This window comes from Haloactinospora alba, assembly GCF_006717075.1.
Classification (GTDB): Bacteria; Actinomycetota; Actinomycetes; order Streptosporangiales; family Streptosporangiaceae; genus Haloactinospora; species Haloactinospora alba.
Genome location: NZ_VFQC01000001.1, coordinates 1,361,093 through 1,387,223, shown reverse-complemented (window position 1 = coordinate 1,387,223; position 26,131 = coordinate 1,361,093). Strand labels below are relative to the sequence as shown.

Annotated in this window: 23 protein-coding genes; 7 read left to right on the top strand and 16 right to left on the bottom strand. The window is 68.2% G+C overall.

The features are described 5' to 3' along the window. Positions 1-7: 7 nt before the first annotated feature. Positions 8-487, bottom strand: coding sequence for a DoxX family protein (locus FHX37_RS06295; RefSeq protein WP_141922682.1), 480 nt, complete (start codon positions 485-487; stop codon positions 8-10). Between the two features lie 327 nt (positions 488-814). Here FHX37_RS06295 and FHX37_RS06290 point away from each other — a divergent pair, with 327 nt between their 5' ends. The 4 genes from FHX37_RS06290 to FHX37_RS06275 all read left to right on the top strand — a co-directional run bounded on the left by FHX37_RS06290 (position 815) and on the right by FHX37_RS06275 (position 4,995). Next, complete coding sequence (locus tag FHX37_RS06290; RefSeq protein WP_141925056.1) at positions 815-1,099, top strand: hypothetical protein; 285 nt, start codon at positions 815-817, stop codon at positions 1,097-1,099. A 598-nt stretch (positions 1,100-1,697) separates the two neighbouring features. Then, complete coding sequence (locus FHX37_RS06285; RefSeq protein WP_141922680.1) at positions 1,698-3,242, top strand: sodium-dependent transporter; 1,545 nt, start codon at positions 1,698-1,700, stop codon at positions 3,240-3,242. Further along, positions 3,242-3,364 carry a methionine/alanine import family NSS transporter small subunit gene (locus tag FHX37_RS06280; protein ID WP_141922678.1) on the top strand — a complete coding sequence of 41 codons (123 nt, stop codon included), beginning with the start codon at positions 3,242-3,244 and terminating at the stop codon, positions 3,362-3,364. Before FHX37_RS06285 ends, FHX37_RS06280 begins: the two co-directional genes overlap by 1 nt. A gap of 131 nt (positions 3,365-3,495) precedes the next feature. Beyond that, positions 3,496-4,995, top strand: a complete 1,500-nt coding sequence (locus FHX37_RS06275) for an amino acid permease (protein WP_141922676.1) — start codon at positions 3,496-3,498, stop codon at positions 4,993-4,995. A gap of 39 nt (positions 4,996-5,034) precedes the next feature. On the opposite strand, the gene hutI is transcribed toward FHX37_RS06275, so the two are convergent. From hutI to hutH, 5 genes are all read right to left on the bottom strand, one after another. Next, complete coding sequence (gene hutI / locus FHX37_RS06270; protein WP_141922674.1) at positions 5,035-6,240, bottom strand: imidazolonepropionase; 1,206 nt, start codon at positions 6,238-6,240, stop codon at positions 5,035-5,037. Continuing rightward, on the bottom strand, positions 6,237-7,637 hold the full coding sequence (locus FHX37_RS06265) for a formimidoylglutamate deiminase (RefSeq protein WP_141922672.1): 1,401 nt from the start codon (positions 7,635-7,637) through the stop codon (positions 6,237-6,239). The genes hutI and FHX37_RS06265 overlap by 4 nt, the downstream gene beginning before the upstream one ends. A gap of 58 nt (positions 7,638-7,695) precedes the next feature. Continuing rightward, a complete protein-coding gene (locus FHX37_RS06260; protein ID WP_141922670.1) occupies positions 7,696-8,913 on the bottom strand; it encodes an allantoate amidohydrolase in 1,218 nt (405 codons plus the stop codon). A gap of 93 nt (positions 8,914-9,006) precedes the next feature. Then, entirely contained in the window at positions 9,007-10,695 is a 1,689-nt protein-coding gene (gene hutU / locus FHX37_RS06255; protein WP_141922668.1) for a urocanate hydratase, read from the bottom strand. Positions 10,696-10,713: 18 nt separating this feature from the next. Then, the gene (hutH, locus tag FHX37_RS06250; protein ID WP_141922666.1) at positions 10,714-12,258 is read right to left on the bottom strand and encodes a histidine ammonia-lyase; all 1,545 of its coding nucleotides are present in this window, start codon (positions 12,256-12,258) and stop codon (positions 10,714-10,716) included. 274 nt (positions 12,259-12,532) lie between these two features. Between hutH and FHX37_RS06245 the strand changes: the two genes are divergently transcribed. Then, positions 12,533-13,294 (top strand): IclR family transcriptional regulator, encoded by a 762-nt coding sequence (locus tag FHX37_RS06245; RefSeq protein WP_141922663.1) that lies wholly within the window; start codon positions 12,533-12,535, stop codon positions 13,292-13,294. Between the two features lie 229 nt (positions 13,295-13,523). After that, on the top strand, positions 13,524-14,210 hold the full coding sequence (locus FHX37_RS06240; RefSeq protein ID WP_170181512.1) for a poly-gamma-glutamate hydrolase family protein: 687 nt from the start codon (positions 13,524-13,526) through the stop codon (positions 14,208-14,210). Positions 14,211-14,268: 58 nt separating this feature from the next. Here FHX37_RS06240 and FHX37_RS06235 read toward each other — a convergent pair whose 3' ends face one another. The 10 genes from FHX37_RS06235 to uvrC all read right to left on the bottom strand — a co-directional run bounded on the left by FHX37_RS06235 (position 14,269) and on the right by uvrC (position 24,710). After that, positions 14,269-14,643: an RNA polymerase-binding protein RbpA gene (locus tag FHX37_RS06235; RefSeq protein WP_141922659.1), complete on the bottom strand. Its 375-nt coding sequence runs from the start codon at positions 14,641-14,643 to the stop codon at positions 14,269-14,271. Positions 14,644-14,764: 121 nt separating this feature from the next. After that, positions 14,765-15,001, bottom strand: a complete 237-nt coding sequence (gene secG, locus FHX37_RS06230; RefSeq protein WP_141922657.1) for a preprotein translocase subunit SecG — start codon at positions 14,999-15,001, stop codon at positions 14,765-14,767. Positions 15,002-15,500: 499 nt separating this feature from the next. Further along, positions 15,501-16,286: a triose-phosphate isomerase gene (tpiA, locus tag FHX37_RS06225; protein WP_141922655.1), complete on the bottom strand. Its 786-nt coding sequence runs from the start codon at positions 16,284-16,286 to the stop codon at positions 15,501-15,503. Positions 16,287-16,362: 76 nt separating this feature from the next. Next, positions 16,363-17,550 (bottom strand): phosphoglycerate kinase, encoded by a 1,188-nt coding sequence (locus tag FHX37_RS06220; RefSeq protein ID WP_141922652.1) that lies wholly within the window; start codon positions 17,548-17,550, stop codon positions 16,363-16,365. A gap of 102 nt (positions 17,551-17,652) precedes the next feature. Continuing rightward, positions 17,653-18,657 (bottom strand): type I glyceraldehyde-3-phosphate dehydrogenase, encoded by a 1,005-nt coding sequence (gene gap / locus FHX37_RS06215; protein WP_141922650.1) that lies wholly within the window; start codon positions 18,655-18,657, stop codon positions 17,653-17,655. 330 nt (positions 18,658-18,987) lie between these two features. Beyond that, a complete protein-coding gene (gene whiA, locus FHX37_RS06210; RefSeq protein WP_141922648.1) occupies positions 18,988-19,968 on the bottom strand; it encodes a DNA-binding protein WhiA in 981 nt (326 codons plus the stop codon). A 292-nt stretch (positions 19,969-20,260) separates the two neighbouring features. Beyond that, positions 20,261-20,638, bottom strand: coding sequence for a DUF488 domain-containing protein (locus FHX37_RS06205; protein WP_141922646.1), 378 nt, complete (start codon positions 20,636-20,638; stop codon positions 20,261-20,263). Between the two features lie 57 nt (positions 20,639-20,695). Next, complete coding sequence (locus FHX37_RS06200) at positions 20,696-21,694, bottom strand: gluconeogenesis factor YvcK family protein (protein WP_170181511.1); 999 nt, start codon at positions 21,692-21,694, stop codon at positions 20,696-20,698. A gap of 132 nt (positions 21,695-21,826) precedes the next feature. Then, positions 21,827-22,726, bottom strand: coding sequence for an RNase adapter RapZ (rapZ, locus tag FHX37_RS06195; RefSeq protein ID WP_141922644.1), 900 nt, complete (start codon positions 22,724-22,726; stop codon positions 21,827-21,829). After that, complete coding sequence (uvrC, locus tag FHX37_RS06190) at positions 22,716-24,710, bottom strand: excinuclease ABC subunit UvrC (RefSeq protein ID WP_141922642.1); 1,995 nt, start codon at positions 24,708-24,710, stop codon at positions 22,716-22,718. The genes rapZ and uvrC overlap by 11 nt, the downstream gene beginning before the upstream one ends. A gap of 223 nt (positions 24,711-24,933) precedes the next feature. Here uvrC and FHX37_RS06185 point away from each other — a divergent pair, with 223 nt between their 5' ends. Beyond that, entirely contained in the window at positions 24,934-26,106 is a 1,173-nt protein-coding gene (locus tag FHX37_RS06185) for a mechanosensitive ion channel family protein (protein ID WP_141922639.1), read from the top strand. The last annotated feature ends 25 nt before the right edge of the window (positions 26,107-26,131 follow it).

Here is a 26,131-nt window from a genome sequence, read left to right as displayed (position 1 = left end):
CGGGGTATCACTCCGGGACCGAGCCGGCACCGCCCGCGTCGCGCCGGGCGGCACGCCGCCGCCTACCCCACGGAGTGAACCGGTCGAGAGCGAAACCGCCGCCGGTGAATCCAAGCGCCAGGGCACCAGCCCCCAGCGACAGTGGCAGCTCCGCTCCGCCCTCTCCGGTCAGGGGGGCGCCCATGGCGAAGTGGCCGAAGTAGGAGGCGAGGGCCATGTGCACGGCCAGGAGAACCCCGGTCACGGGCAGCACCGCACCCAGGAGCAGTGTGATCCCGCCTCCGAACTCGATGACCATGGCCACGACCGCGGCCACGGTCGGGTAGGGAACGTCCATGGGCGCCATCACCTGGGTTGCGGTGGCGTCGACGCCCATGTCGATCTTCTCCCACCCGTGGACGATGAGGATGATCCCGATGACGATCCGGGCGATGAGCGTCACCGTGTCGGCGAGCCAGCTCTTCGTGGGTTGCGTCGAACCTGGCATTGTCTCTCTCACTGTCTCGTCTGCAGCGCCGATCGCGTTGCGGGGCGGCGGCTAGTTACGGCATGGGATTCCAGCCAAACAGACGAATTCTTCGTTGGAAAACAGGTTGGGTGCGTGTAACCCCGGTGGCGCACGGAATCCGGAACGGACGTCACACCGCCCGAGCGCCGGTGGCCCCACGCGGCATGCGCGAAACTTCGCTAGGATCCCGAATGGGACACGGCACCGCTTCACGGGATACGTCCTGCACAGCGGCCTTTCGCCTTCGAACGCGTGTATGATTCTCCTGTACGTACCCATATCGACGAGCGAAGGGATGCCATCGCCGTGGTCACCGAGGTCTTCACGCGCAAATACTGCGACCCGCACGCCATCCGCGACGAGAAGGTCGAGGCGACCGACGTCATCCAGTTCGCCTGGGAAGGCGCGATCCGCGAGGTCGACACCTGCAGCGAGTGCAAGCAGGAGCACGATGCCCGTTATGAGCCGCTGGTCGATTACTCCCGCCCGGTGAAGAAACGTCGCGCCACGAAGAAGAGCGACCAGAAGGCCGAGTCGGCAGGAGAGCAGAACACCACGGACGGGCAGGCGGAGGAGACCGCCGACAGCTGAGTGCCACCCCGCGTATGAGCGGCGGCGTCCGGACGGGCGCCGCCGCTCGTGTTTTCGTGGGGTCAGCGGTACTGGAGCGCCCACCCTTCCGTGGCGTACACCGCCGCCACACGACCTGGGTGGTTCGTCCGGAACGCGCCGAGCTTAATCCCTGGTTTTAGTAACACTAAGAACCTCGGTAAGATCTCGCGACGACATTAACCCCAGCCGCCCCATCAGGGGCAAAAACGGGCGTGGAGCCGCCATTGAGTACGTTCCAGCAGAGGATCCCCCCACACAGCGGGGTTGCTCGCTCCTCCGTGTCCGCGCGCACCGCGTTCTTCCACCGCGGTGGTATCCGTCGCGAAACACGCCACCGGCTTCCCACCGCCCGCATCCCCCGTCTGCGTTCCGCAACCGGAACCCCGGTCAGGAAGGCCGCATCACCGGGGCGGCCGCACGGCGTCCGGCCGCGCAGTGCCAGCGTCCGCCCGTACACATCGCGGACGGAGACCTGACACGTTCCCGTCACCAGAAGCGGGGAACGACGTCCTACTGCTGACACACCCCGCTGCCGGTATCACCGCGCATCACCTCGAACGATCAAGGAGTCCCGGATATGGCACAACAACCCCGCGAGCAGTGGGGGACCCGGGCAGGGTTCCTGCTCGCGGCGATCGGATCGGCCATCGGCCTGGGCAACATCTGGCGGTTCCCCTACATTGCATACGACAATGGCGGCGGCGCTTTCATCGTGCCCTACCTGATCGCCCTGCTCACTGCCGGCATCCCCCTGCTCATCCTCTCCTACGCGATCGGCCACCGGTTCCGCGCGTCCCCGCCGGCGGCGTTCCGCCAGCTCTCCCGGCCAGCCGAGGCGATCGGGTGGTGGCAGGTCCTCATCTCCTTCGTGATCGCCGTCTACTACGCGGTCATCATCGCCTGGGCGGTGCGCTACGCCGGGTTCTCCCTGGGCCAGCAGTGGGGGGATGACACCGAGGCCTTCATGGTGCAGGACTTCCTGCAGACCTCCGACCCGGGAGGTATCTCCTCCTACATACCGGGCATCACCGTGCCGCTGGTCGCGGTGTGGGTGCTCGTGCTCCTCGTGCTCTGCTTCGGTATCCGGCGCGGTATCGAGTGGGCGAACAAGATCTTCATCCCGCTGCTCGTCGTGCTCTTCGGTGTCCTCGTCGTGCGGGCGCTGTTCCTCGACGGAGCGGCCGAGGGGCTCAACGCCCTCTTCCAGCCGCAGTGGTCGGAGATCACGAACAGCGGAGTCTGGGTCGCCGCCTACGGCCAGATCTTCTTCTCCCTGTCCATCGGCTTCGGCATCATGGTCACCTACGCCTCGTACCTGCGCCGCCGCTCCGACCTGCCGGGATCCGCTCTGGTGGCCGGCCTCGCCAACAGCTCGTTCGAGCTGCTGGCGGGCATCGGTGTGTTCGCGACCCTGGGCTTCATGGCCACCACCAGCGAGGCGGGCATCCTCGACCTGATCGGTGAGGGCGGGGTCGGCCTCGCCTTCATGGCCTTCCCGGAGATCATCTCCAACATGCCGTTCGGCGCGGACGTCTTCGGACTGCTGTTCTTCGTGTCCCTGGTGATCGCCGGGCTGTCCTCGCTGATCAGCATCGTGCAGGTGGTCGTGTCGGCGGTGCAGGACCGCACCGGCATGGGACGGGTCCCCGCGGTACTCACGGGCGGCGGCCTCGCCGCGGTAGTGTCCATCGGCCTGTTCCCCACCGACCAGGGGCTCAACATCCTGGACACCGCGGACAACTTCATCAACAACTACGGCATCGCGTTGGCGTCGCTGGTGCTGGTCGTCGTGGTCTCCTGGCTGCTGCGCCGCCTGCCCATGCTGCAGGCCCACGCGCAGCGGTACTCCTCCATCAGCCTCGCCGGCTGGTGGAAGGTGTGCCTCGGCCTGGTCACCCCCGTGATCCTGGGTGTGATGCTGTGGCAGAACCTGCAGACCGACCTCGCCGAAACGTACGGAGGGTATCCCGAAGCGTTCGTTAACTCCATGGGCTGGGGTGTGGCCATCGGCGCGGTCGTCCTCGCCATCGTTCTCTCGCTGCTTCCCTGGAAGAACGCACCGACCGGTACCGCCTCCGCCGACCAGGACGAGTCCGGCGCCGGAGAGGAAGGGAAATCCTGATGAGCACAAGCGCCATCGTGATGATGATCGTCGCCATCGGCATCGTGTGGGGCGGTCTGGCCGCGGCCATCATCCAGTTGCGTCGACACCCGGAACAACCCGAGCCCGAGGGCTCCGAGTAGGGTAGCCGCGGGGCACGTGCGGTGCCGGGTCCACAGCGTGGGTCCGGCACCGCACGTATGCTGCCTCCGGCACGTACTCCGCACGGCGGTGTAGGTTCACGCACCACTACCCCAGACAAGGCGACCCGTCATTGAGTATCTGGCGCACGAAAAGCATCGAACAGTCGATCCGGGACACCGACGAGCCGGGTCACCGCCTCCGGAAGGATCTCAACGCCTTCGACCTCATGATCTTCGGCGTCGGGGTCATCATCGGTGCCGGGATCTTCGTCGTCACGGGCAACCAGGCCGCGGAGAACGCGGGGCCGAGCGTGGTGCTCGCCTTCCTCATCGCCGGACTGGTGTGCGCCCTGGCCGGGATGTGCTACGCCGAGTTCGCCTCCACCGTTCCGGTCGCCGGCAGCGCCTACACCTTCAGCTACGCCAGCCTGGGTGAGCTCCCCGCCTGGATCATCGGCTGGGACCTGGTGCTGGAGTTCACGTTGGCGGCTTCCGTCGTCGCCTCCGGCTGGTCCGACTACGCCGCCCACTTCCTCGGAGTGCCACTCACGCTCGAGATCAGCGGTTGGCCCGTGAACGTGGGCGCGATACTCGTCACCGGGGTACTCGGCGTCATCGCAACGGTCGGAACCAAGGCCTCCGGCCGGTTCTCCACCGTGGTCGTCGCTGTGAAGGTCAGCATCGTGGTGCTGATCGTGGTCGTGGGGGCGTTCTACGTACGGGCGTCGAACTGGCAACCGTTCCTTCCCGAGGCCACTCCCGTCCCGCAGTCGGAAACCTCCGTGTGGCAGGCCCCGCTCACCCAGCTCGTTCTCGGACTGGAGCCGAGCCAGTTCGGCGTCTGGGGTGTGATCGCCGCTGCCTCGGTCGTTTTCTTCTCCTACCTCGGGTTCGACGTTCTCGCCACCACCGCCGAGGAGACCAAGAAGCCCAGGCGCGACGTTCCGCTCGGGATCTTCGGTTCCCTTCTCATCGTGACCATCCTGTACATGGCGGTCTCCGCCGTCGTCACCGGAATGCGCCCCTACCCCGAACTGGACGACGACGCCCCGCTGGCCGCAGCGTTCGAGGCGGTCGGGGCTTCCTGGGCGGGAACGGCCATCGCCCTGGGAGCCGTCATCGGTATGACCACGGTCATCCTGGTGCTGATCATGGGGCAGTCCCGGGTGGTGTTCGCCATGTCGCGCGACGGGCTACTGCCACGAGGGCTGTCCGCAACCCACCCCCGGTTCGGCACGCCCTACCGGCTGACCGTCATCACCACCGTGGTGGTCGCCCTGCTGTCGGGCTTCGTCCCCATCGCCACGCTGGCCGAGATGGTGAACATCGGTACCCTGTTCGCCTTCGTCGTGGTCGCGGTCGGCGTCCTGCTCCTGCGGGTGAAACGCCCCGACCTGAGCCGGGGGTTCCGCATTCCCGGGGTGTGGGTGGTCGCCCCGCTCGCGACGGCAGCGTGCCTGTGGCTCATGGTCAACCTCAACCTCGAGACGTGGGCGCGGTTCCTCGGTTGGATGGCTGTCGGTATCGCCATCTACGTCCTCTACGGAAGACGTCACAGCCGACTGGGCACCCAGCTCTCCACACCGTCTCCCGCCCCCGACGAGGGCTCCGGGGACGCATCGGGCACCTGAGCTCGGTCACCGGCAGGGCTCCCGGTGCGGCGCGGCTGTTCACGGGTTCCCGCTCACCAGCTCCCCGTCCTTCCACACCGCCGCGACCTGCGGGACACCCGGCCGGTAGGCCAGATAGATCGGGTTGGGAGCGGCCAGGAGCGTGAGGTCGGCCCGAGCCCCCGGCGCCAGGTGTCCGACATCGGAGCGGCGTAGGGCGCGGGCGCCACCGGCCGTCGCCGCCCACAATGCCTCCTCGGGACTCATCCGCATCTCACGGACGGCCATGGCTATACAGAAAGCGACACTGGAGGTGAAACAGGAGCCCGGGTTGCAGTCGCTGGCCAGGGCGACGCACGCTCCGGCGTCCAGCAGCGCCCGGGCGTCGGGATAGGGCTGGCGGGTGGAGAAGTCCACCCCGGGAAGCAGGGTGGCGACCGTCCCCGGCCCCTCCGCGGCGGACTCGGCGAGCGCGGAGACGTCGGCATCACTGAGGTACGTGCAGTGGTCCACCGAAGCAGCTCCGCACTCGACCGCCACCCGCACGCCCGGCCCCGGCCCGAGCTGGTTACCGTGCACCCGGGGCGCGAGTCCCCGGCGCTGTCCGGCCTGCAATACCCGGCGCGCCGTTTCCGCGTCGAAGGCACCGTCCTCGCAGAACACGTCGATCCAGCGAGCGTGTGGCGCGCAGGCGTCCAACATGGCGCCAGTGACCAGGTCCGCGTAGCCCTGGGGATCCCCGGCGTACTCCGGGGCGACGATGTGCGCCCCGAGAAAAGTGACCTCCTCGGTGAACCTAGCCGCGGTGCGCAGCAGCCGCTCCTCGTCAGCCACAGTCAGCCCGTAGCCGGATTTGATCTCCAGAGTGGTGGTTCCCTGGGCGTGGGCCTCGCGGACGAGCGAGGCGGCGGTGTCGGACAGTTCAGTGTCGGTGGCGGCGCGTGTGGCGGCCACGGTGGTACGGATGCCGCCCGCCTCGTACGGCCGGCCGCTCATACGCGCGCCGAACTCGTTGCTGCGGTCCCCGGCGAACACGACGTGGGAGTGGCTGTCGACGAACCCCGGTATGACGCACCGCCCCGCAGCGTCCACACGCGCGTCCGTCCCGGGTGCGGCGCCTCGGGGGCCGCACCAGGCCACGTGTCCGGTGTCGATGGCGAGAGCGGCGTCGTGGATCTCGCCAAGCGGCCCCTCCCCCAGCTCGGGATCGTTGGTGACGAGGGTTCCGATTCCGTCGACGAGGACGGACTGCGGGACAGTGCTCATGGGTACAACTCCCTGATCGCGGTGTCCAGTTCGACAGCGGTGTCGGGGAGGGTGGCGTGTGTCCCCTCCCGTACGGTCCAACGACCGTCGACCATGACGTTGCGAACGTCGGCCGCGGTGGCGGCGTAGACGACGGCGGCCACCACGTCCTCGGTGTCGGTCCCGGCGAGCCGGACACTGTCCAGGCCGACGGTGACGAGGTCAGCTCGTGCGCCGGCACGCAGCACACCGGCCTCGGTTCCCGCCGGGTTCCATCCCAGTGACGTGTGTCCGTTCCGGGTTCCGGCCGTGAGGAGCTGAGCGGGCTCCAGCGTTCCCCGGGTTCCCGTGCGGAGCCGCTCGTGCAGCTCGACACCGCGCATCTCGCCGAACATGTCGCTGTGGACGTGCTGGTCGGTACCCACACTGAGCCGAACCGGACCTCCGGTTTCCGTCGGTGCGGCCGCCAGGTCGCCGGTGCGGGGAAGACCGTCAGCGAGGTCGCGCTCCGTGGTCGGACACAGGCACACTCCGGCCTGGGCTTCCCGAAGGGCGCGAACGTCGCCGTCACTGAGGTGGGTGGAGTGGACCAGCTCGGTACGGGGGGTCAACGCTCCCGCATCGGCCAGCACCCCCGCTGGTGTACGGCCGTAAGCGGACACAGCGGCGTCGTTCTCGGCGGGCTGTTCGGAGACGTGGACATGCAGCGGCATACGGTGCCGCGACGCCCACGAGGCGACACGCGCCAGTTCGGGGGCGGGAACGGCGCGGACCGAGTGCGCCGCCGCTCCCACCCTCGCGTGGCCGGAGTCGGGGCGAAACGCGTCGACGCGCGCGGCCCAGGTCTCAGCGTCAGCGTCCCCGAACCGCAGTTGGGGCCCCTCCAATGGAAGATGACGGCCCGCGGGGGAGAGACCTCCGGCCAGGTAGCACGTGTCCAGCAGCGTGATTCTGATCCCGGCCTCATCCGCTGCCGCGACCAGCGCCTCCCCCATGGCGTTCGGGTTGTCGTAGCTCCTGCCCTCCGCCGTGTGGTGCAGGTAGTGGAACTCGCCGACGCAGGTGACGCCGGCGCACGCCATCTCCGCGTACACGGCACGGGCGAGGCGGTGGTAGGAGTCCGGTGTCAGGCGACCGAGCACGCCGTACATCTGGTCGCGCCACGCCCAGAAGGAGCCGCCGGTGTGGGCTCGTGCGCGCAACGTGCGGTGGAAGGCGTGCGAGTGGGTGTTGGCCAGCCCTGGAAGGGTGAGCCCGGGTAGCCGTTCGGCGTCTGCCGGGGCAGCGACGTTCGGGGTGACCTCGGTGAACGTGCCGTCGCCGCTGACACCGAGCGCGACCCCCGGAACGGCGGAGGCGCTCTCACCGGTCCACGCCCACTCGCACCAGTAACGGGCTACGGGGCGTTGCTGTGCCACACGTGGTCCTTCCTCGTTTCGTTCGGTCGTCCGCCCGGTGGCCGGACTCGGTTCCGTCTCACACCCCGTCCGTCAGCAGGTCAGCCAGGACCTCGGTGAGCGCCGCCACCCCCGCGTGGCAGTCGGCCGGATCGGCTGACTCCGCGGGGGCGTGTGACACACCGGTGGGGTTACGCACGAAAAGCATCGCCGTGGGAACGCTGGCGGCGAGCACCCCGGCGTCGTGTCCCGCGCCGGTGGGGAGGACGGGAACCGGGGTTTCGGCACCGCCGACGAGGCGGGCGACCCGGTCGCGCAGTCCGCTCGCGAACTCCACCACGGGGGTGTAGGACTCGAGGTAGCTGGCGTGGAAGACCCCCTCCTCCGTGGAACTCCGTTGCGCCGCGGAGTCGACGGCGTCCGTGAGCTCGCGCAGCGTCGCCTCGTCCGGTGCGCGCGCGTCCAACCAGGCACGCACCCGGGAGGGGATCGCGTTGGTGCCGTTCGGCCATACACGGGCTTTTCCGACGGTCGCTACGGCCCCGGTGGACTCGGCCGCATCCCGGGCGGCCAGCACGCAGCGGGCGAACGGAACCATGGGGTCGCTGCGGTCGGTGATGCGGGTCGTTCCGGCGTGGTCGGCCCGTCCGGAGAAGTCCATGCGCCACCGCCCGTGCGGCCACACCGCGCTGGCGACTCCGACGGGAGCGTCGAGGAGCCCCCTTCCCTGTTCGATGTGCAGCTCCACGAACGCGGCGATGTTCGTGAGAAGCTCGGGTTCGGCTCCGATACGGGTGGAGTCGAGCCCGGCGTTCTCCATCGCCCGCGCCCAGGTGATTCCGTCGGCGTCGGTGAGGCCGGCTGCCCGGTCAGGGGTGATCGCTCCGGTGAGAAGCCTGGTCCCCAGGCAGGGCACTCCGAACCGGGCTCCCTCCTCCTCGACGAAGGCGACGACGGCCAGTGGGGTTCCGGAGGACAGGCCGCATCGCTGCAGCTCGTCCACCGCCGCGAACGCGCTCACGATACCGAGCGGACCGTCGTAGGCGCCGCCGTCCGGGACCGAGTCCAGGTGCGAGCCGGTGACGACCGCTCCGGGACCGGGAGTCCCCCACCACGCCCAGATGTTTCCGTTGCGGTCGGTTGCGGTCTCCATCCCGCGGGCGGTTGCGGAGTTGACGAACCAGGACCGCATCTCGGCGTCGGCTTCCTCCCAGGAGTAGCGCCGGTACCCTCCCGTGGTCCGGTTCCTCCCGATCGGAGCCAGCTCGGCCCACATCCGGTCGAAGCTGTCGCTCATTTCGCCCTCACTCGCTGTCGTGGGTCCGTTGTCTACCGTGTCCGGGCGTTCGTGCGCGACGATAGACGCTGCCGCGGGTTTCCCCGCGTCTTCTCAGGGCGTGTCCGTCAGACCCTCGTCCATGGGAACGCGCAGCCCGTGTCGCCGTGCGGTCCGTTCCGCCTCGGGGTAGCCGGCGTCCACATGGCGAAGCACTCCACTCGCCGGGTCGTTGTCCAGCACGCGCGCCAGTTTCTCCCCGGCCAGGTCAGTGCCGTCAGCGACGGTGACCTGGCCAGCGTGGATGGAGCGCCCCATACCGACTCCGCCCCCGTGGTGGAGGGACACCCACGACGCGCCGGAGGCGGTGTTGAGCAGGGCGTTCAGTAGCGGCCAGTCGGCGATGGCGTCGGAACCGTCGCGCATGGCCTCGGTCTCGCGGTAGGGAGAGGCCACCGATCCGGTGTCGAGATGGTCGCGGCCGATGACTATGGGAGCGCTGAGCTCACCGGAGGCCACCATCTCGTTGAACCGCTGGCCCGCTGCCGAGCGCTCTCCCTGGCCAAGCCAGCAGATCCGGGACGGCAGCCCCTGGAAAGCGACCCGCTCGCCCGCCATCCGGATCCAGCGGGCCAGCCGCTCGTTGTCCGGGAACAGGTCCAGCACGGCCTGGTCGGTCCGGGCGATGTCGGCGGGGTCCCCCGACATCGCTGTCCAGCGGAACGGCCCCTTCCCAGCGCAGAACATCGGACGGATGTAGGCGGGGACGAAACCGGGGATGTCGAAAGCCCGCGCGCATCCGGCGTCGTGGGCCTCGCTGCGGATCGAGTTCCCGTAGTCGAACACCTCGGCGCCGGAGTCGCGGAAACCGACCATGGCGGCCACGTGCGCGGCCATGGACTCCCGCGCCCGGTGCGCGAACTCGTCGGGCCGTTCGGCGGCGTAGGTGCGCCATTCGTCGAAGGCCACCCCGGAGGGGAGATAGGACAGCGGGTCGTGCGCGGACGTCTGGTCCGTGACGATGTCGACCGGGGCTCCGCGACGCAGCAGCCGCGGCAGCACCTCGGCCATGTTGCCCAGCAGACCGACGGACAGCGGTTCGCGTTCCTGACGCGCCCGTTCCGCGCGCCGCAGCGCCTCGTCCAGGCTGTCGGTCCATGTGTCGAGGTACCCGTGGTTCACGCGCCGTTCGATGCGCCCCGGGTCGCATTCCACGACGACGGCCACTCCGCCGTTCATCGTGACAGCGAGCGGTTGGGCACCTCCCATACCTCCCAGCCCTGCGGTGAGCGTGACCGTTCCGGCGAGGTCACCGGACGGGTAGCGGGCGGCCACCGCGGCGAAGGTCTCGTACGTTCCCTGCAGGATGCCCTGGGTTCCGATGTAGATCCAGGACCCGGCGGTCATCTGGCCGTACATGGTGAGCCCCAGCTCGTCCAGCCGACGGAACTCGGGCCACGTGGCCCAGTCGCCCACGAGGTTGGCATTGGCGAGCAGGACGCGCGGCGCCCACTCGTGGGTGCGGAGGATCCCCACGGGTTTGCCCGACTGGACGAGCAGCGTCTCGTCGCCGTCGAGGTCCCGCAGCGACGCGGTGATCCGGTCGAAGCTGGCCCAGTTCCGCGCGGCCTTGCCGGTTCCGCCGTAGACGACGAGTTCCTCCGGGCGTTCGGCGACCTCCGGGTCCAGGTTGTTGTGCAGCATCCGCAGCGCGGCCTCCTGTTGCCACCCCCGGGCGGACAGCAGGCTCCCCCGCGGCGCCCGTACCGCACTTCGCCCGTCTCGCGGGTATCTGTCCGTCATCGGCTGGTGCCTCCCCACTCAGTCAAGCTTGGTCACGCTCTCGGCGGCGGATACGACGGAACCGTCAGCGACCAGGTCGGCCCCTGCGGATATTTCCGGGGCGAGATAGCGGTCGGGGCCGGGGCCTGCGACGCGTTCGCGCACCGCGTCCCGGACCGCAGCGGTCGCGGGAGCTGGTTCGAGCGGGGAACGCAGGTCCAGGGCCCGGGCCGCGGTGATGAGCTCGACGGCGAGCACGCTGTTCAGACCGTCGAGGGCGCGGCGCAGCTTGCGGGCCGCGGACCATCCCATGGACACGTGGTCCTCCTGCAGTGCCGAGCTCGGTATGGAGTCGGCGCTGGCCGGGACGGCCAGGCGTTTGAGGTCGGTGACGACACCGGCCTGGGTGTACTGGGCGATCATGTGCCCGGAGTCGACACCGGGGTCGTCGGCGAGGAAGGCGGGAAGGCCGTGGGAACGTGCCACGTCCAGCATCCGGTCGGTGCGTCGTTCCGCGACCGCGGCGACGTCCGCGACCGCCACCGCCAGGAAGTCCAGGACGTAGCCGAGCGGAGCGCCGTGGAAGTTGCCGTTGGACTCCACGCTTCCGTCGTCGAGTATCACCGGGTTGTCGATGACCGACGCGAGCTCCCGGGCCGCGACGGTCTCGGCATGGTTCAGCGTGTCCCGCGCGGCCCCGGCGACCTGAGGGGCGCAGCGCAGGGAATAGGCGTCCTGGACCCGGGAGCACTCCGGCCCGCGGTGGGACGCCATGATTCCCGACCCGGCGAGAACACGGCGCATGTTGGCCGCCGCTGCCGCCTGCCCCGGGTGCGGACGCAGCTCGTGGAGGTCGGCGGCGAACACGCGGTCCGTCCCCAACAACGCCTCGACGCTCATGGCGGCCGTTATGTCCGCGGTACGCAACAGACGGGTGAGGTCCCGACAGGCCAGCAGCAGCATGCCGAGCATCCCGTCCGTCCCGTTGATCAGGGCGAGTCCCTCCTTGGCCCCCAGTTCGACGGGGCCCAGCCCGGCTTCCCGAAGGGCGCTGGCCGGGTCGACCCTCGCTCCGTGCGCGTCACGGGCCTCCCCCTCCCCTGTCAGCGCGAGGGCTATGTGCGCGAGCGGCGCCAGGTCTCCCGAACACCCGAGGCTGCCGTGTTCGTAGACAACCGGTGTGATCCCCGCGTTGAGCATCCCGGCGAGCGCGTCGACGGTCTCGGGGCGGGAACCGGTGTTTCCGGAGGCCAGGGTGCGCAGCCGCAGGAACATCAGGGCCCGTACCGTCTCCCGGTCGACCTCGGTTCCGGTTCCGGCTGCGTGTGAACGAACGAGGGAACGTTGCAGCTGGGCACGCAGGTCGGGTTCGATGTGGCGCGTGGCGAGCGCACCGAAACCGGTGCTGACCCCGTAGGTGGGGTCCTCGGTGGCTGCCAGCTCCTCGACGCGGTTACGTCCGCTGCGTACCGCAGCCCGGGTGCTCTCGGTCAGGCGCACGTGCGCGCCGTGTCGCGCCACAGCGATCACGTCGTCAGGGGTCAGCTGCCCGTTGCCGAGCAGAACGTCGCGCGGGATGGTCATGTTCCCATTGCACGCCGTTTCCTCCCGGCACGCGACCTCTGACGGGCACATTCTGTCTGAGTTCTCATACACTGCCTCCCGGAACGGAAGCGGAGATGTCCCGCTCCCCGCGGAGACGGTGTTGTCCCACAGCACCGCGCGTGGTGTACGACGAACGTCCGGTTACCCGGGACCGGACTGGTGGGGCGGTTGTCATGCGGGTTCCCGCAACGCGAGGTGCGGTCACGGCACCGCACGGGTCGACAGGAATCGTGTCGTCGGCTCCGGGGGCCGTATGACCCGGGTTCCGGCGGCCGGCCGAACGCTGCGGGTGTTGCGGTTCCTCGCGACACGTCCGGGACCCGTCTCCGCAGCCGTCATCGCCGCGGAGTTGGGCCTTCCCCGCTCCAGCGTGTACCAGTTACTGGAGGTCATGGCGGAGGAAGGGTTCGTGACGCACCTTCCCGAGGAGCGCCGTTGGGGGCTCGGCGTGGCGGCTTTCGAGATCGGTTCCGCCTACCTGCGGCACGAACCGCTGGAACGCCTCGCCCGCCCACTGCTGGAACGGTTGAGCGAGCAGACCGGCGCGACAGCGCACCTGGGAGTGCTGCACGCCTCGGACACCCTGTACCTGCTCAAGGAACAGCCCCGCTACACTCCTCCGCTCGTCACCGGGGTCGGGGTGAGGCTGCCCGCCCATCTCACCGCCTCCGGACGGGCGTTGCTGTCCCATCTTCCCCGGGCCCAGGTCCGGGCCCTCTATCCCGACGCGGACAGTTTCGCCAACCGCACCGGTCGCGGACCGGCCACACCGTCCGAGTTGCGCAGTCTGCTCAGTGACGAACGGCACCAGGGGTTCTCCTACGAGGACAGCCACGTAACCGAGGGGTTCGCGTCGGTGGCTGCGGCGGCGTTCGACCACAACGGTGCTCCGGTGGCCGCCATCAGCGTGACGGTTCCCAGCGCACGGCCGGTGACCCCGAGAGCGCTCGCCGCGCGCGCACGCGACACCGCGGCCGAACTCACCCGCAGGTTGGGAGGGAGGCGCCCGTCCTGACCAGTGGCGCGAAACGTTCGCGCGAACGGGCGCGGCAAGCGGGACCCGTCCTGCCCGCACCCTCCGCGCGAGGAGCGGCGCGTGCGGGGCGTGATCCGGTGCTCCCGGGAGGGACCTTGGCTGTTCTCCCTGAATGACGAAGCCGTGTCCTGGAAAGACTCGAAGGAGCGACGACTCCGTACGGTGTCGCCGGCGCACGGAGGACCAGCGATCCCTTCCGGGAGTTCCCATGTACGAACCGGCCCCGTCCTCGGACGTAGCCGCACCGTCCCGTGTCCACACCCGTCGGGTGGTGGACAGGTACCGCGACTACGCGGAACTCGCCACGCACGAGACGGAAGGCGTGGACTACCGTCGGCTCCGGCGTGTTCCGCAGCGCACCACAGCGGCACACATCGCGATCCACGGTGGAATGTTCGAACCACCGACAAGCCAGCTCGCCGACCACGCGGCCGCGACGGGCGAGTGGGCCTACTACGCCTTCGAGGCGATCAAACCCGGAGGCAACGAGGACATGCACATCACCTCTGTCCGGTTCGACGAACCGCAGGGGAGTGAACTGGCCGCCAGTGTGGAACGGATCGTCGCCTGGCACGGAACGATCGAGCCCGGTGTCCGAACCTTCGTCGGCGGCCGCGACACGGTCCTGGCGGACAGGATCGCCCACGAACTCCGCTCCGCCGGATTCGCCGTGGCCACCCACGTCCCCCGGCACCTGGCCGGGACGAACCCACGCAACATCGCCAACCGGAACCGGCGCGGCCGCGGAGTACAGCTGGAGATCACCGAAGGTCAGCGCAGGCGGTTCTTCGCTGGCGCGAATCTGGAACGCAGCACGATCGAGAGCCCGGAAAACCGCACGGCAGAATTTTACGCTTATACAGCAGCCGTCAACCGCGCGCTACACGCCGTGTGAACGCAGGAGGAGCAACGGGAACAACGGCTGCGTGTCCGGAGAAACGGGACACCGTTTCCTACTCCGAGCCGTTGGCTTCCATGTGCGCTTCCACCTCGGCACGGGTCGCCCGCAGCTTCTCCAGTGCCTCGTCGAGAATGCGCTGGCCCTCCTCCTCGCTGCGGCGCTCCTTCACGTAGGCCAGGTGGGTCTTGTACGGCTCGGTGCGGGGAGCTTCCGGAGGGTTCTGCGGGTCCTTGCCCGCGGGGAAACCGCAGCGTGGACAGTCCCACTCCTCGGGGACAGCGGCCTCGTCCGCGAAACTGGGCACGACCTCGTGTTTGTTGGCGCAGTAGAACGGGACCCTGATCCGTGGCGCGGCCTCACCTCGTTCGACCTCACCCATCGGCCCCGCACCGATACGGCTGCCTCGAATCGAACTACCACTACCCACGACAAACTCCTCTGTACGGACAGGCCCCTGTATGGGGAACACCCAACACGCACTGGACGCGACACACGGCCACGACTCCGGTCTCGCACCCGGAGTCCGGCCGACAGGAGGGAAACCGGAGCTAGGCTCCCTGGTTGATCAGCAGTCCGAGCGCGACCACGCACACGATCCACACGATCGCGGTAGCGACCGTAAGACGGTCGAGGTTGCGTTCCACCACTGAGGAACCACCCAGCGACGAGGTCACACCGCCACCGAACAGGTCGGAAAGGCCGCCGCCCTTGCCCTTGTGCAGAAGCACCATCAGGATCAGCAGCACACTGCAGACCATCACGAAAATGGAAAGACCGAGGATCACACGCTCACCCGTAACTCACCCCGACAAGGGGCATTGACAACCTCGATACCAGATCCGCTGCCGGAGCCGAGACCATGCGTTCCTCAAACTCAACGGCGACGGGACCCAGGGACAGTTCCCGATTCTAACGCGTGCCATGGTGGCACACATTCACCGCGTTGGCTTCCTCCGCGCCCCGGAAGAAAGCCACACGCTCGGGCACCTTCCCTCGCGCTCGGACCGTCCGGGCGGGAAAGAACGGGACGGCCACGGGGACGCCCCCGTCTCCCACCTCTCGGACCACCGCACCGGAACCCACGCGCGCGAACCGCGGCACCCGCCGCACGGGAAACCGTCCACGCATTCTATCCCTGCCGGCGCGCTGCCCCATCCAGCCCGTGCCCACCGCGGAAACGACCCACGGGTTCCCACACACGCGCAGGGTGGGCGCCGAGCACCGCGCCCACCCTGTCGCCAGTCGAACGAAGACCCGGTGCGGTCCGGGAACCGTCCGGTGATGTCAGCCTTCCCGGCCGAGACGAGCCAGTGCGACGAACTCGTCGGGTTTGATACTCGCACCGCCGACGAGAGCCCCGTCAACATCGTCCTGTTCCATTATCCCGGCAATGTTGTCGGCTTTCACCGAACCGCCGTACAGAATCCGGACCTGCTGGGACACCTCAGCGGAGTAAACCTCGCTGAGGCGCTGCCGCAGGGCGGCGCACACTTCCTGGGCGTCCTCGGGGGTCGCGACCTCTCCGGTGCCGATCGCCCAGACCGGCTCGTAGGCAACCACCAACCGGGCCGCCTGCTCCGAGGAGACCTCGGCGAGAGCAGCCTCGAGCTGGGCGACGGTATGGGCCACCTGGTTACCGGCTTTGCGCACCTCCTGGCCCTCACCCAGGCACAGGATCGGGGTGAGTTCGTTGGCGAAGGCCGCCTTCACCTTTCCGTTGACGACGGCGTCGCTCTCACCGTGGTACTGGCGCCGTTCGGAATGGCCGGCCAGCGCGTAACTGCAGCCGAGCTTGGCCAGCATGGAACCGGACACCTCGCCGGTGTAGGCACCGTGCTCGTGCTCGGATATGTCCTGGGCACCGTAGCCGAGCCTGAGCTTGTCCCCGTCGACCAGAGTCTGCACGCTGCGCAGGCTGGTGAAGGGAGGGAGCACGACGACCTCGGCCGCGTCGTAGTCGGCGTCGGTGAGCGCGAATGCCAGCTTCTGCACCAGCGCGATGGCTTCGAGGTGGTTGTTATTCAGTTTCCAGTTGCCCGCGATGAGCGGTGTGCGGTTGGTGGATGCCATTGGTGTCGTTCGTCCTCAACGCCGATTGTTCCGGAAGTTCTGGCCACGTCGGGTGATGCGGGTCACCGGCGCGGCCTCAGCTCTCCAACGCCTCGATACCGGGAAGGCTCGCGCCCTCCAGGTATTCCAGACTCGCGCCGCCGCCCGTGGAGATATGGCCGAAGGCGTCCTCGTCGAATCCGAGCGCACGCACGGCCGCCGCCGAATCGCCTCCGCCGACGACACTGAACGCCTCGGAGTCGAGGATGGCCTGCGCCAGAGCGCGGGTCCCCTCCGCGAAGGGCTCCATCTCGAACACGCCCATGGGGCCGTTCCAGAAGACCGTGCTCGTGTCGGCGAGCTCCGAGGCGAACAGCTCCCGGCTCTTGGGACCGATGTCCAACCCCATGCGGGCTTCCGGGATGGACCCGACATCGGCCGGAGCGTTGTCGGCGTCCGCGGAGAGGGAGTCCGCAGCGATGACGTCCACCGGAAGCACGATCCGCACGCCCTGCTCCTCGGCGCGCTTCAGGTAACCGGCCACCGTTTCGAGCTGGTCCTCTTCCAACAGGCTGCTGCCGATGTCGTAGCCCTTGGCCTTGAGGAAGGTGTAGGCCATTCCACCGCCGATGAGCAGGCGGTCCGCCGTACCGAGCAGGTTGTCGATGACGCCGAGCTTGTCGGAGACCTTGGAACCGCCCAGAACCACGGCGTAGGGACGCTCGGGGTCGGTCGTCAGTTCGCGGAGGACCCCGATCTCGGTCAGCACCAGGGCTCCGGCAGCGTGCGGCAGGCGGTTGGGAAGATCGTAGACGCTGGCGTGTTTGCGGTGCACCGCGCCGAAGCCGTCCCCAACGTAGAGGTCGGCAAGCTGGGCCAGCCGGTCGGCGAACTCGCCCCGTTCGGCGCTGTCCTTGCTGGTTTCCCCGGGTTCGAAGCGGAGGTTCTCCAGCATCGCCACACTGCCGTCGGTGAGCTCACTGCTCACGGCCCGAGCGGACTCTCCGGCGGTGTCCTCGGCAAGCGCTACCTCGGCGCCGAGAAGCTCACCCAAACGGGTCGCCACGGGCCGCAGCGAGTACTCGGGGGTCGGCTCCCCCTTCGGGCGTCCGAGGTGGGCGGCCACGATGACACGGGCCCCCCGCTGGCAGAGCTCCGTGATGGTTGGCAGGGCGGCCTGAATCCGCCCGTCGTCGGTGATGCGCTCACCGTCGAGCGGGACGTTCAGGTCGGCCCGTACGAAAACGCGTTTGCCCGCGACATCGAAGTCCTCGATCGTGAGCATACTGTTCTCCTTTGGCGAGAGTCGATCAGGTGGCTAGGGGCCGGGAGGCGGTTCGGCGCGCGCTGCTCTACCGCCTCCCGAGTCCCGGTGGGGAAAGCCGGATCACAGCTTGGAGCCGACCATCTTGACCACGTCGACAATGCGGCTGGAGTAGCCCCACTCGTTGTCGTACCAACCGATGATCTTGACCGTGGAACCGAAGGACATGGTGAGCCCCGCGTCGAAGGTGCACGAGGGGGCGGTTCCCACGATGTCGGAGGAGACGATGGGGTCCTCGGTGTAACGCATGACGCTCTTCAGCGGCCCCTCGGCGGCGGCCTTGAATGCGGCGTTCACCTCCTCCTTGCTGACCTCGCGCTCCAGCTCGACGACAAGGTCGGTGACGGAGCCGTCCGGGACCGGAACGCGCATCGCGATACCGTCCAGCTTGCCCTCCAGCTCCGGCAGCACCAGCGAGGTGGCCTTTGCGGCACCCGTGGTGGTCGGAATGATGTTCTGCGCCGCCGCGCGGGCCCTGCGGAGGTCCTTGTGCGGGAGGTCCAGGATGACCTGGTCGTTGGTGTAGGCGTGGGTGGTGGTCATCATGCCCTTGACGATGCCGAAGTTGTCCAGCAGCGTCTTGGCCATGGGCGCCACGCAATTGGTGGTGCAGGAGGCGTTGGACAGCACGTGGTGCTGGGCGGGGTCGTACTTGTCGTCGTTGACGCCCATCACGACGGTCAGGTCTTCGCCCTTGGCCGGAGCGGAGATGATGACCTTCTTGGCGCCGGCGTCGATGTGCTTCTTGGCGTCCTGGGCCTGGGTGAAACGGCCGGTGGACTCGACGACGACGTCCACGCCGAGGTCCCCCCACGGGAGCTGGGCGGGGTCGCGCTCCTCCAGGGTCTTGATCGTCGTGTTCCCGACCCGGATGTTGTCGGTGCCGACCTCCACGTCGCCGTCCAACGTGCCAAGCACGGAGTCGTACTTGAGCAGGTGGGCGAGAGTGGCGTTATCGGTTAGGTCGTTGACCGCGACGACCTCGATCTCGCTGCCGGCGGTCTGAGCCGCACGCCAGAAGTTACGGCCGATCCGGCCGAAGCCGTTGACGCCTACACGGATGGTCACGGGAACCTATCTCCTCACGTGTCGCATGTGTTCGTTCACGCTTCCCCAGCGCTGCGCGCGCCGGATCCGCAGGAATGCGCGCCCGGGGGTGCGGTGCCGAGCCTATCCGAGTACGAGAGACGAACCGTATCCACCCTGGTTGCGCGGATCGCACCCCGGGAACCCGCCCATCGTGGCAGCATGCACCGTCAAAGGTCTATACCATTCGAGGAAGTTATCCGCGTTCCTCCGCGGGTCACAAAACCCAACATCCGCCCTGGTGGTGCCGTGGCTGTGGGAGGGGCCCGTCGAACGGTCCCCCGTTTCCGGACCACACCGTCCGCGGGGGTGTCAGGGGACCATCATGTCCGGCGTCAGGTTGGCGTCGGTGCCGTCGATCCCCAGGTCACCGGCACGCTTGTCAGCCATGGCCAACAACCGCCGTATCCGGCCCGCGATGGCGTCCTTCGTCAACGGCGGGGTCGAAAGCTGACCGAGCTCCTCCAGCGACGCCTGCTTGTTCGCCAGCCGCAACCTGCCAGCCGCAACCAGGTGCTCCGGTGCCTCGTCCCCCAGGATCTCCAGTGCGCGTTCCACCCTGGCCCCGGCGGCGACCGCAGCCCGCGCGCTGCGCCGCAGGTTGGCGTCGTCGAAGTTCGCCAGCCGGTTGGCGGTAGCCCGGACCTCCCGGCGCATCCTGCGTTCCTCCCAGGTCAGAACGCTCTGGTGGGCACCGAGCATGGTGAGCATCGCTCCGATGGAGTCGCCGTCGCGCACGACCACACGGTCAACACCACGCACCTCACGGGCCTTGGCGTGCACCTTGATCCTGCGTGCCGCCCCCACCAGGGCAAGCGCAGCTTCCGGACCGGGACACGTCACCTCCAGCGACATGGAGCGTCCGGGCTCGGTCAGCGATCCGTGCGAGATGAAGGCACCGCGCCACGCCGCCTTGGCGTCACAGGTCCCGCCCACGACGACATGCCGCGGCAACCCGCGCACGGGCCGGCCGTTGTTGTCGATCAGGCCGGTCTGGCGGGCGAGACTCTCGCCGTCCTTGATCACGCGCACGACGTAGCGGTTTCCCTTACGCAGCCCACTGGGGGAGAGAACAACCACCTCCGAGTCGTGACCGAAGACCTCGAAGATGTCCTTGCGCAGCCGTCGCGCTGCCGCGCCCGTGTCGAGTTCGGCCTCGATCACGATGCGTCCGCCCACGAGGTGCAGGCCACCGGTGAAGCGCAGGATCGTCGAGACCTCGGCTTTCCGGCAGCATGGCTTGAGAACGGACAGCCGGCTCAACTCGTCCTTCACCACGCCGGTCATCGCCATTGGTGCGGTCCTCCCCCTGGAACTGACTGCCGCGAAGCGTGCTGACCGCACGCCCCTTAGGCCGCAGACTACTGGCCCTACGCCAATTGACCACGACCCTGATGGCGTGTCTACGCCAATCGAGCGCGAACGCGGGCTGTGGTTTCCGGGTTCGTACTAGCTTGGCCGGAATGCCGTGTACTCCACGTTCCCGATGGTTCATCACGCGACATCACCAACCGTACACACACGCCGTTCCCGGAGCCCACCCGTCCGGTGGGCCCGAAGGACACGCGGTGACGGTACCGGCCTCTCACCCGGCCTCTTTCACAATCTCACACAGATAGTCGCGCAGTACCACCGCGTGGTTGTGTTCCGTGTCCTTAGCCGCGTATAACAAAGTAACCGGCCCCCGACCCAGAGCATCGACGATGGGGCGCAACGCCTCGGGACGCGTGTCCAGCTCGGCCCGGTAACGGACCACGAACTCCTCCCAGCGCCGGGGATCGTGGCCGAACCACGACCGTAGCTCCGAACTCGGCGCGACCTCCTTGAGCCACGCGTCGAAACCCAACTCGGACTTGGCGACGCCACGCGGCCAGAGCCGGTCAACGAGAAACACGCTGCCGTGGTCGTGCCGGCGTGGCACACCACGGGCGTCCTGCACTCGGCACAGGGCAATACCGTACATACCCTCATACTTCCCACAGTTCCCAGCGGAAACTGAACCGGGAAACGCGGCGTTCCCTCAGCAGGCGAAGACCTTCCGGAACACCGTGGCCAGCGCTTCCGAGTCGTGATGCGGTGCCCCGTCCTGCGCGCTGACATCGGCGAGCACCAGACGCCCGCCGAGATCCGCCACCGCGTCGCGCAGCGGTTCGACCTCCTGCACCGTTCCCGTGTCAGCCAGCACCACGTCCACGTTCAGGCCGGGGGCGTGGGCAGCCAGAACCTCAAGGTGCGTCTCGGGGCGGAAACCGTCGGTCTCCCCCTGTTGCGGCGACAGGTTCAACGTCACAGCACGCCGTGCGGGGGACGTCACCAGCGCCTCGGCCAACTCCGGCACCAGCAGGTGCGGCAGGACGCTCGTGAACCACGAACCGGGACCGAAGACGATCCAGTCCGCCTCCCTGATCGCTTTGACCGCCTGGGGCGAGGCCGGGGGCTTCTCCGGAACCAGGGACACCGAGCGCACCCGCCCTCGGGTGCTGGCGCAAGCAACCTGACCGCGTACCGTCGTCACGTCGAACGGGCGTTTCGGGTCCTCCCCCTCAACCTCGGCGGCGATCTCCAGGGGGATGGAGGACATCGGGAGCACACGGCCGTGGGCGCCCAGGAGCTGGCCCACCCAGTCCAGTCCGGCGACGGAGTCGCCGAGGAGTTCCCACAGGGCCACGATGAGCAGGTTGCCGACCGTGTGGCCGTGCAGCTCACCCGTGGAACGGAAGCGGTGCTGGATGACCTCGCTCCACGTGTGCCCCCACTCGTCGTCGCCGCACAACGCTGACAGTGCCATGCGCAGGTCCCCGGGCGGCAGCACGCCGAGCTCCCGGCGGAGCCGGCCACTCGAGCCGCCGTCGTCGGCGACGGTCACCACAGCGGTGACATCCGCGGTGACCCGACGCAGCGCCGATAAGGAGGCATGCAGCCCATGTCCACCACCCAGCGCTACCACTCGCGGGGAGGCCGTCCCGTCCGAGCCGGCGCTTGTGTCTTCCCCGTCCAGCTGGTGCGTCGTCCCTGGCATCCGCGCCTGCCTAACCTCACCTACGTGCGCCGAAGCCGATCACGGCACCGGACGTGCCGACCGGCAGATGGAACAATCCTAGAGATGCTGGGGCTGCTGGGCTATCCGGTGCGGAGACCGCGGAGCCACGTGTCATTCCTGACCCACGTCGCGATGGGAAACGTTCACGTCCACCCCCTGCTCACGCAGCCGTTCTCCGAACTGCTCCGCCATGGCCACGCTGCGGTGCTGCCCGCCGGTGCACCCCACGGCCAGGGTCATGTAGTGCTTGCCCTCCCGTTGGTATCCGGGGACGAGGACACGCAGCACCTCCGTATAGGCGTCCAGCATCTCCTTGGCACCGTTCTGCGCCAGGACGTACTCGCGCACCGGAGCGTCGCACCCGTTGAACTGACGCAGTTCCGGAACCCAGTGGGGGTTGGGCAGGAAACGGCAGTCCACCACGAGGTCCGCGTCCACCGGGAGCCCGTTCTTGTAACCGAACGAGACAACGTTGGCGTGCGGCCGCTCTTCCTGGGCCTCACCGAAGAACGCGATCACTTTGGCCTTGAGCTGGTGGACGTTGAGCTGTGAGGTGTCGATCACCAGGTCCGCCTCGCCGCGGATCGCCCGCAGCGTTTCCCTCTCACGGGAGATCCCGTCGGTCAGCCGGTTGTCACCCTGTAACGGGTGTGGCCGCCGGACACTCTCGAAACGGCGCACCAGCGCCTCGTCGCTGGCTTCGAGGAACACGGAACGCGCTGCGATCCCCCGGCCGCGCAGTTCCTCGACTATGGACAGCAGATCCTCGCTGAACGCCATGCTCCGCACGTCGACGACCGCTGCGACGCGTGGAACGGCTCCCTGGGTACGTCCCGCCAGATCGATCATGGTGGGCAGCAATCCTGGCGGGAGATTGTCCACAACGAACCAGTCCAGATCCTCCAGAGCCCGCGCGGCCGTGCTCCGGCCAGCTCCGGACATCCCCGTGACGATGACGATCTCCGGCGGGAGCGCCCCGCTGAGACCGCGCACCGTGTCGTTACCCCCCATTTTCTGACTCCCTCTTGCCGGCCGAACGGGAGGAATCGTCCTCCGTGTCGCCGGTTAGCTTCGCGTGGATAGCCGCGGCGATAGCCGGTCCGATCCCCTGGACCTGCGCGATCTCCTCCTGACTGGCCGCCGCCAGCTTCTTCACCGATCCGAAGTGTTTCAACAGAGCATTACGCCGCGCGGGCCCCAACCCGGGAACATCGTCCAGAGCGCTTCCCGTCAGAGCCTTCGCGCGTTTCTGCCGGTGGTAGGTAACAGCGAACCGGTGCGCCTCGTCACGCACCCGCTGCAACAGGTACAGCCCCTCCCCCGCTCGCGGCAGGATGACGGGGTCCTCTTCCTCCGGAAGCCACACCTCCTCCAAGCGTTTGGCCAGACCGCACACCGCGATATCGGAGATGCCGAGCTCGTCCAGGGCGCGTCGCGCCGCCTGTACCTGCGGACGTCCGCCGTCCACCACCACCAGGTTAGGGGGATAGGCAAACGCCCCCTCGGTCCCGCCCCCGGTTTCGGAGGAGGGCTTCACGGTTTCTGGACCGTCCCCGGTACTGACGGCGCCGCCTGCCTCCCCCGCTTTCTTCGCGCTGTCCAGGTAACGGCTGAACCTGCGGGTGAGGACCTCGTACATCGACCCCGTGTCATCCGCGCCCGCGGAACCGCGCACGTTGAACCGGCGGTACTCCGACTTGCGCGCCAGGCCGTCCTCGAACACCACCATGGACGCCACGACGTGTTCCCCCATCAGGTTGGAGATGTCGTAGCACTCGATCCGCAGCGGCGCTTCGTCCAGGCCGAGCGCTTCCTGGATCTCCTCGAGGGCGCGGCTCCGGGTCGTCAGATCGCCGGCGCGCTGTGTCTTGTGCCGGGTAAGGGTCTGTTCGGCGTTCTTGTGGACGGTTTCCATCAGGGTCTTCTTGTCGCCGCGCTGTGGCACCCGAACCTCGACGGCCGCGCCCCGCAGCTCACCGAGCCAGGCGGCGACGGCCCCGTGGTCGGAGGGCGCGTCGGAGACGAGGACCTCACGCGGGACGTCTCGGGAACTGTCGGAACTCTCACCCCCGCCGTACGTCTGGGCCAGGAAACGTTCGACCAACTGGCCGGTGTCGACGTCCTCGACCTTGTCCACGACCCATCCCCGCTGCCCTCGGATCCGCCCTCCACGGACGTAGAAGACCTGGGCGGCGGCCTGCAGCTCGTCCTGGGAAAGCGCTATCACGTCGCAGTCCGTGGACTCCCCGAGTACAACGGCCTGTTTCTCCAGAGCGGTGCGCAGCGCCTGGATGTCGTCCCGGAGGCGTGCGGCCCGCTCGTAATCCTGCTCCTGCGCGGCCTCGCGCATCTCCTTCTCCAGGCGACGGATGAACCGGTTCGCGTCGCCGGCCATGAAGGAGCAGAAGTCCTCCGCCAACGCCCGGTGCTCACTGGTGTCGATCCGACCGACGCACGGGGCCGAACACTTGCCGATGTAACCGAGGAGACAGGGCCGTCCGCTGCTGCGGGCGCTACGGTAGACTCCCGCCGAACAGGTGCGTACCGGGAAGACCCGCAGCAGCAGGTCCACGGTTTCCCGGATGGCCCACGCGTGGCCGTACGGTCCGAAATAGCGGGTCCCGCTGCGTTTCGCCCCGCGCATGACCTGGACACGGGGCACCTCCTCGTCCAGGGTCACAGCGAGGTAGGGATAGCTCTTGTCGTCGCGGTAGCGCACGTTGAACCGTGGGTCGTACTCCTTGATCCAGGAGTACTCCAGCTGCAGTGCCTCCACCTCGGTCCCGACCAGTGTCCAGTCGACGTCGGCCGCGGCGGAGACCATGGCCTGGGTCCGCGGGTGCAGCCCAGCGGGGTCCTGGAAGTACGAGGACAGCCGCGCGCGCAGGTTCTTGGCCTTGCCGACGTAGATGACCCGGTGGTGTTCGTCACGGAAGCGGTAGACACCGGGCGAGGTCGGTATCGAACCGGGAGTGGGCCGAAGGTCGGGGTTCATACTCCCATTGTGGTCGCAGGAACCGTTCCTGGGCCACACAGTCCCAGGAGACCACGTTTCCGGCGCGGGGCAGCCGGTCGACCGCTTCCCCACAGCAGGAACACGGGCAACGGGCAGACGGTGGGCATGCTTGTCGTCACGCACCGGACGTCACGATTTTGCATCGTGATGGTCTACCTTAGACGTGTTACTGGTCTTTTCGTCCCTACCCGAGGGGATTTCCGTGAATATCACGCACTGGGTCGGGCTCGGCGTCTCAGTGGCGGCCTCAGTCCTCCTGGTCACTGTGGCGCACTGGGTGCTCAGCCGTCAGTTGGCCAAGATCCAGCCCTTGGCCGGCCCGCTCGTCCACCGGTGCCGGTACTCCGCGTACGCGGCGGCGGTGGTCATCGGGATCAATCTCGCCCTGCCCGCACGCGCCGAGATGGAGGACGCGTCACTCTACGGTCCGATCCAGCACGGCATGGAGATCGCGATGATCGGCGCGCTGACCTGGCTCGCCCTCACCGCGGCCTACGGCGTCACCGACACCGTTCTGAGCAGGCTCTCCTACCGCAACGGGGACGCCGACCGCAAAGCGCGGCGGTTGCAGACCCAGGTCCGTCTGCTGCGCCGGGTCGTGGCTACGCTCATCGGGTTCCTGGCCGTCACGGCGGTACTGTTCACCTTCGAGGGTGTACGGGCACTGGGCGCGGGACTGTTGGCCTCCGCTGGCCTGCTCAGCGTCGTCGTGGGTATCGCCGCGCAGTCCACCCTCGGCAACCTCTTCTCCGGACTACAGCTCGCGTTCAACGACACGCTGCGCATCAACGACGTCATCGTGTTCGAGGGGGAATGGGCCAGGGTCGAACAGCTGACCCTCACCACGGTGACGCTACGGATCTGGGACGAGCGCAGGCTCGTGGTCCCCGTGTCGGACTTCACCACCAAGCCCTTCGAGAACTGGACCAAGGAGGGCACAGCGATAACGGGAACCGTGATGCTGCGTGTGGACTGGAAGACCCCGATCGACCGGGTACGGGAGGAAGCCGGTTCCTACATCTCGCAGCATCCGCTGTGGGACGGTCGCCGTTGGTCGATGCAAGCAACCGAGATCCTGGAGAACGGCCTGGTCCAGCTGCGCATAGTCGTGACAACCGCCGACTCGGACGCACGCTGGGACCTGTGCTGCGACCTGCGAGAGCATCTGATCGGTTTCCTGCAGACGGCCTTCCCCGAGTCGCTTCCACGCATGCGCACCGAGCTGACCGAGAGCAGCGAGGGCTCCTCCTACGCCGCGATGTGGCCGGCCTCGGCCTTCCGCACCACAGGCCGGCCCAGCCGAACGAACGGAGTGTCCGATGATGGCACGGGCGGAGCCGAAGCGCTGGACAGCGGTGACGGGGACGGCGCCTGAGCCGTCATCGCCGACCAGCCGGGGA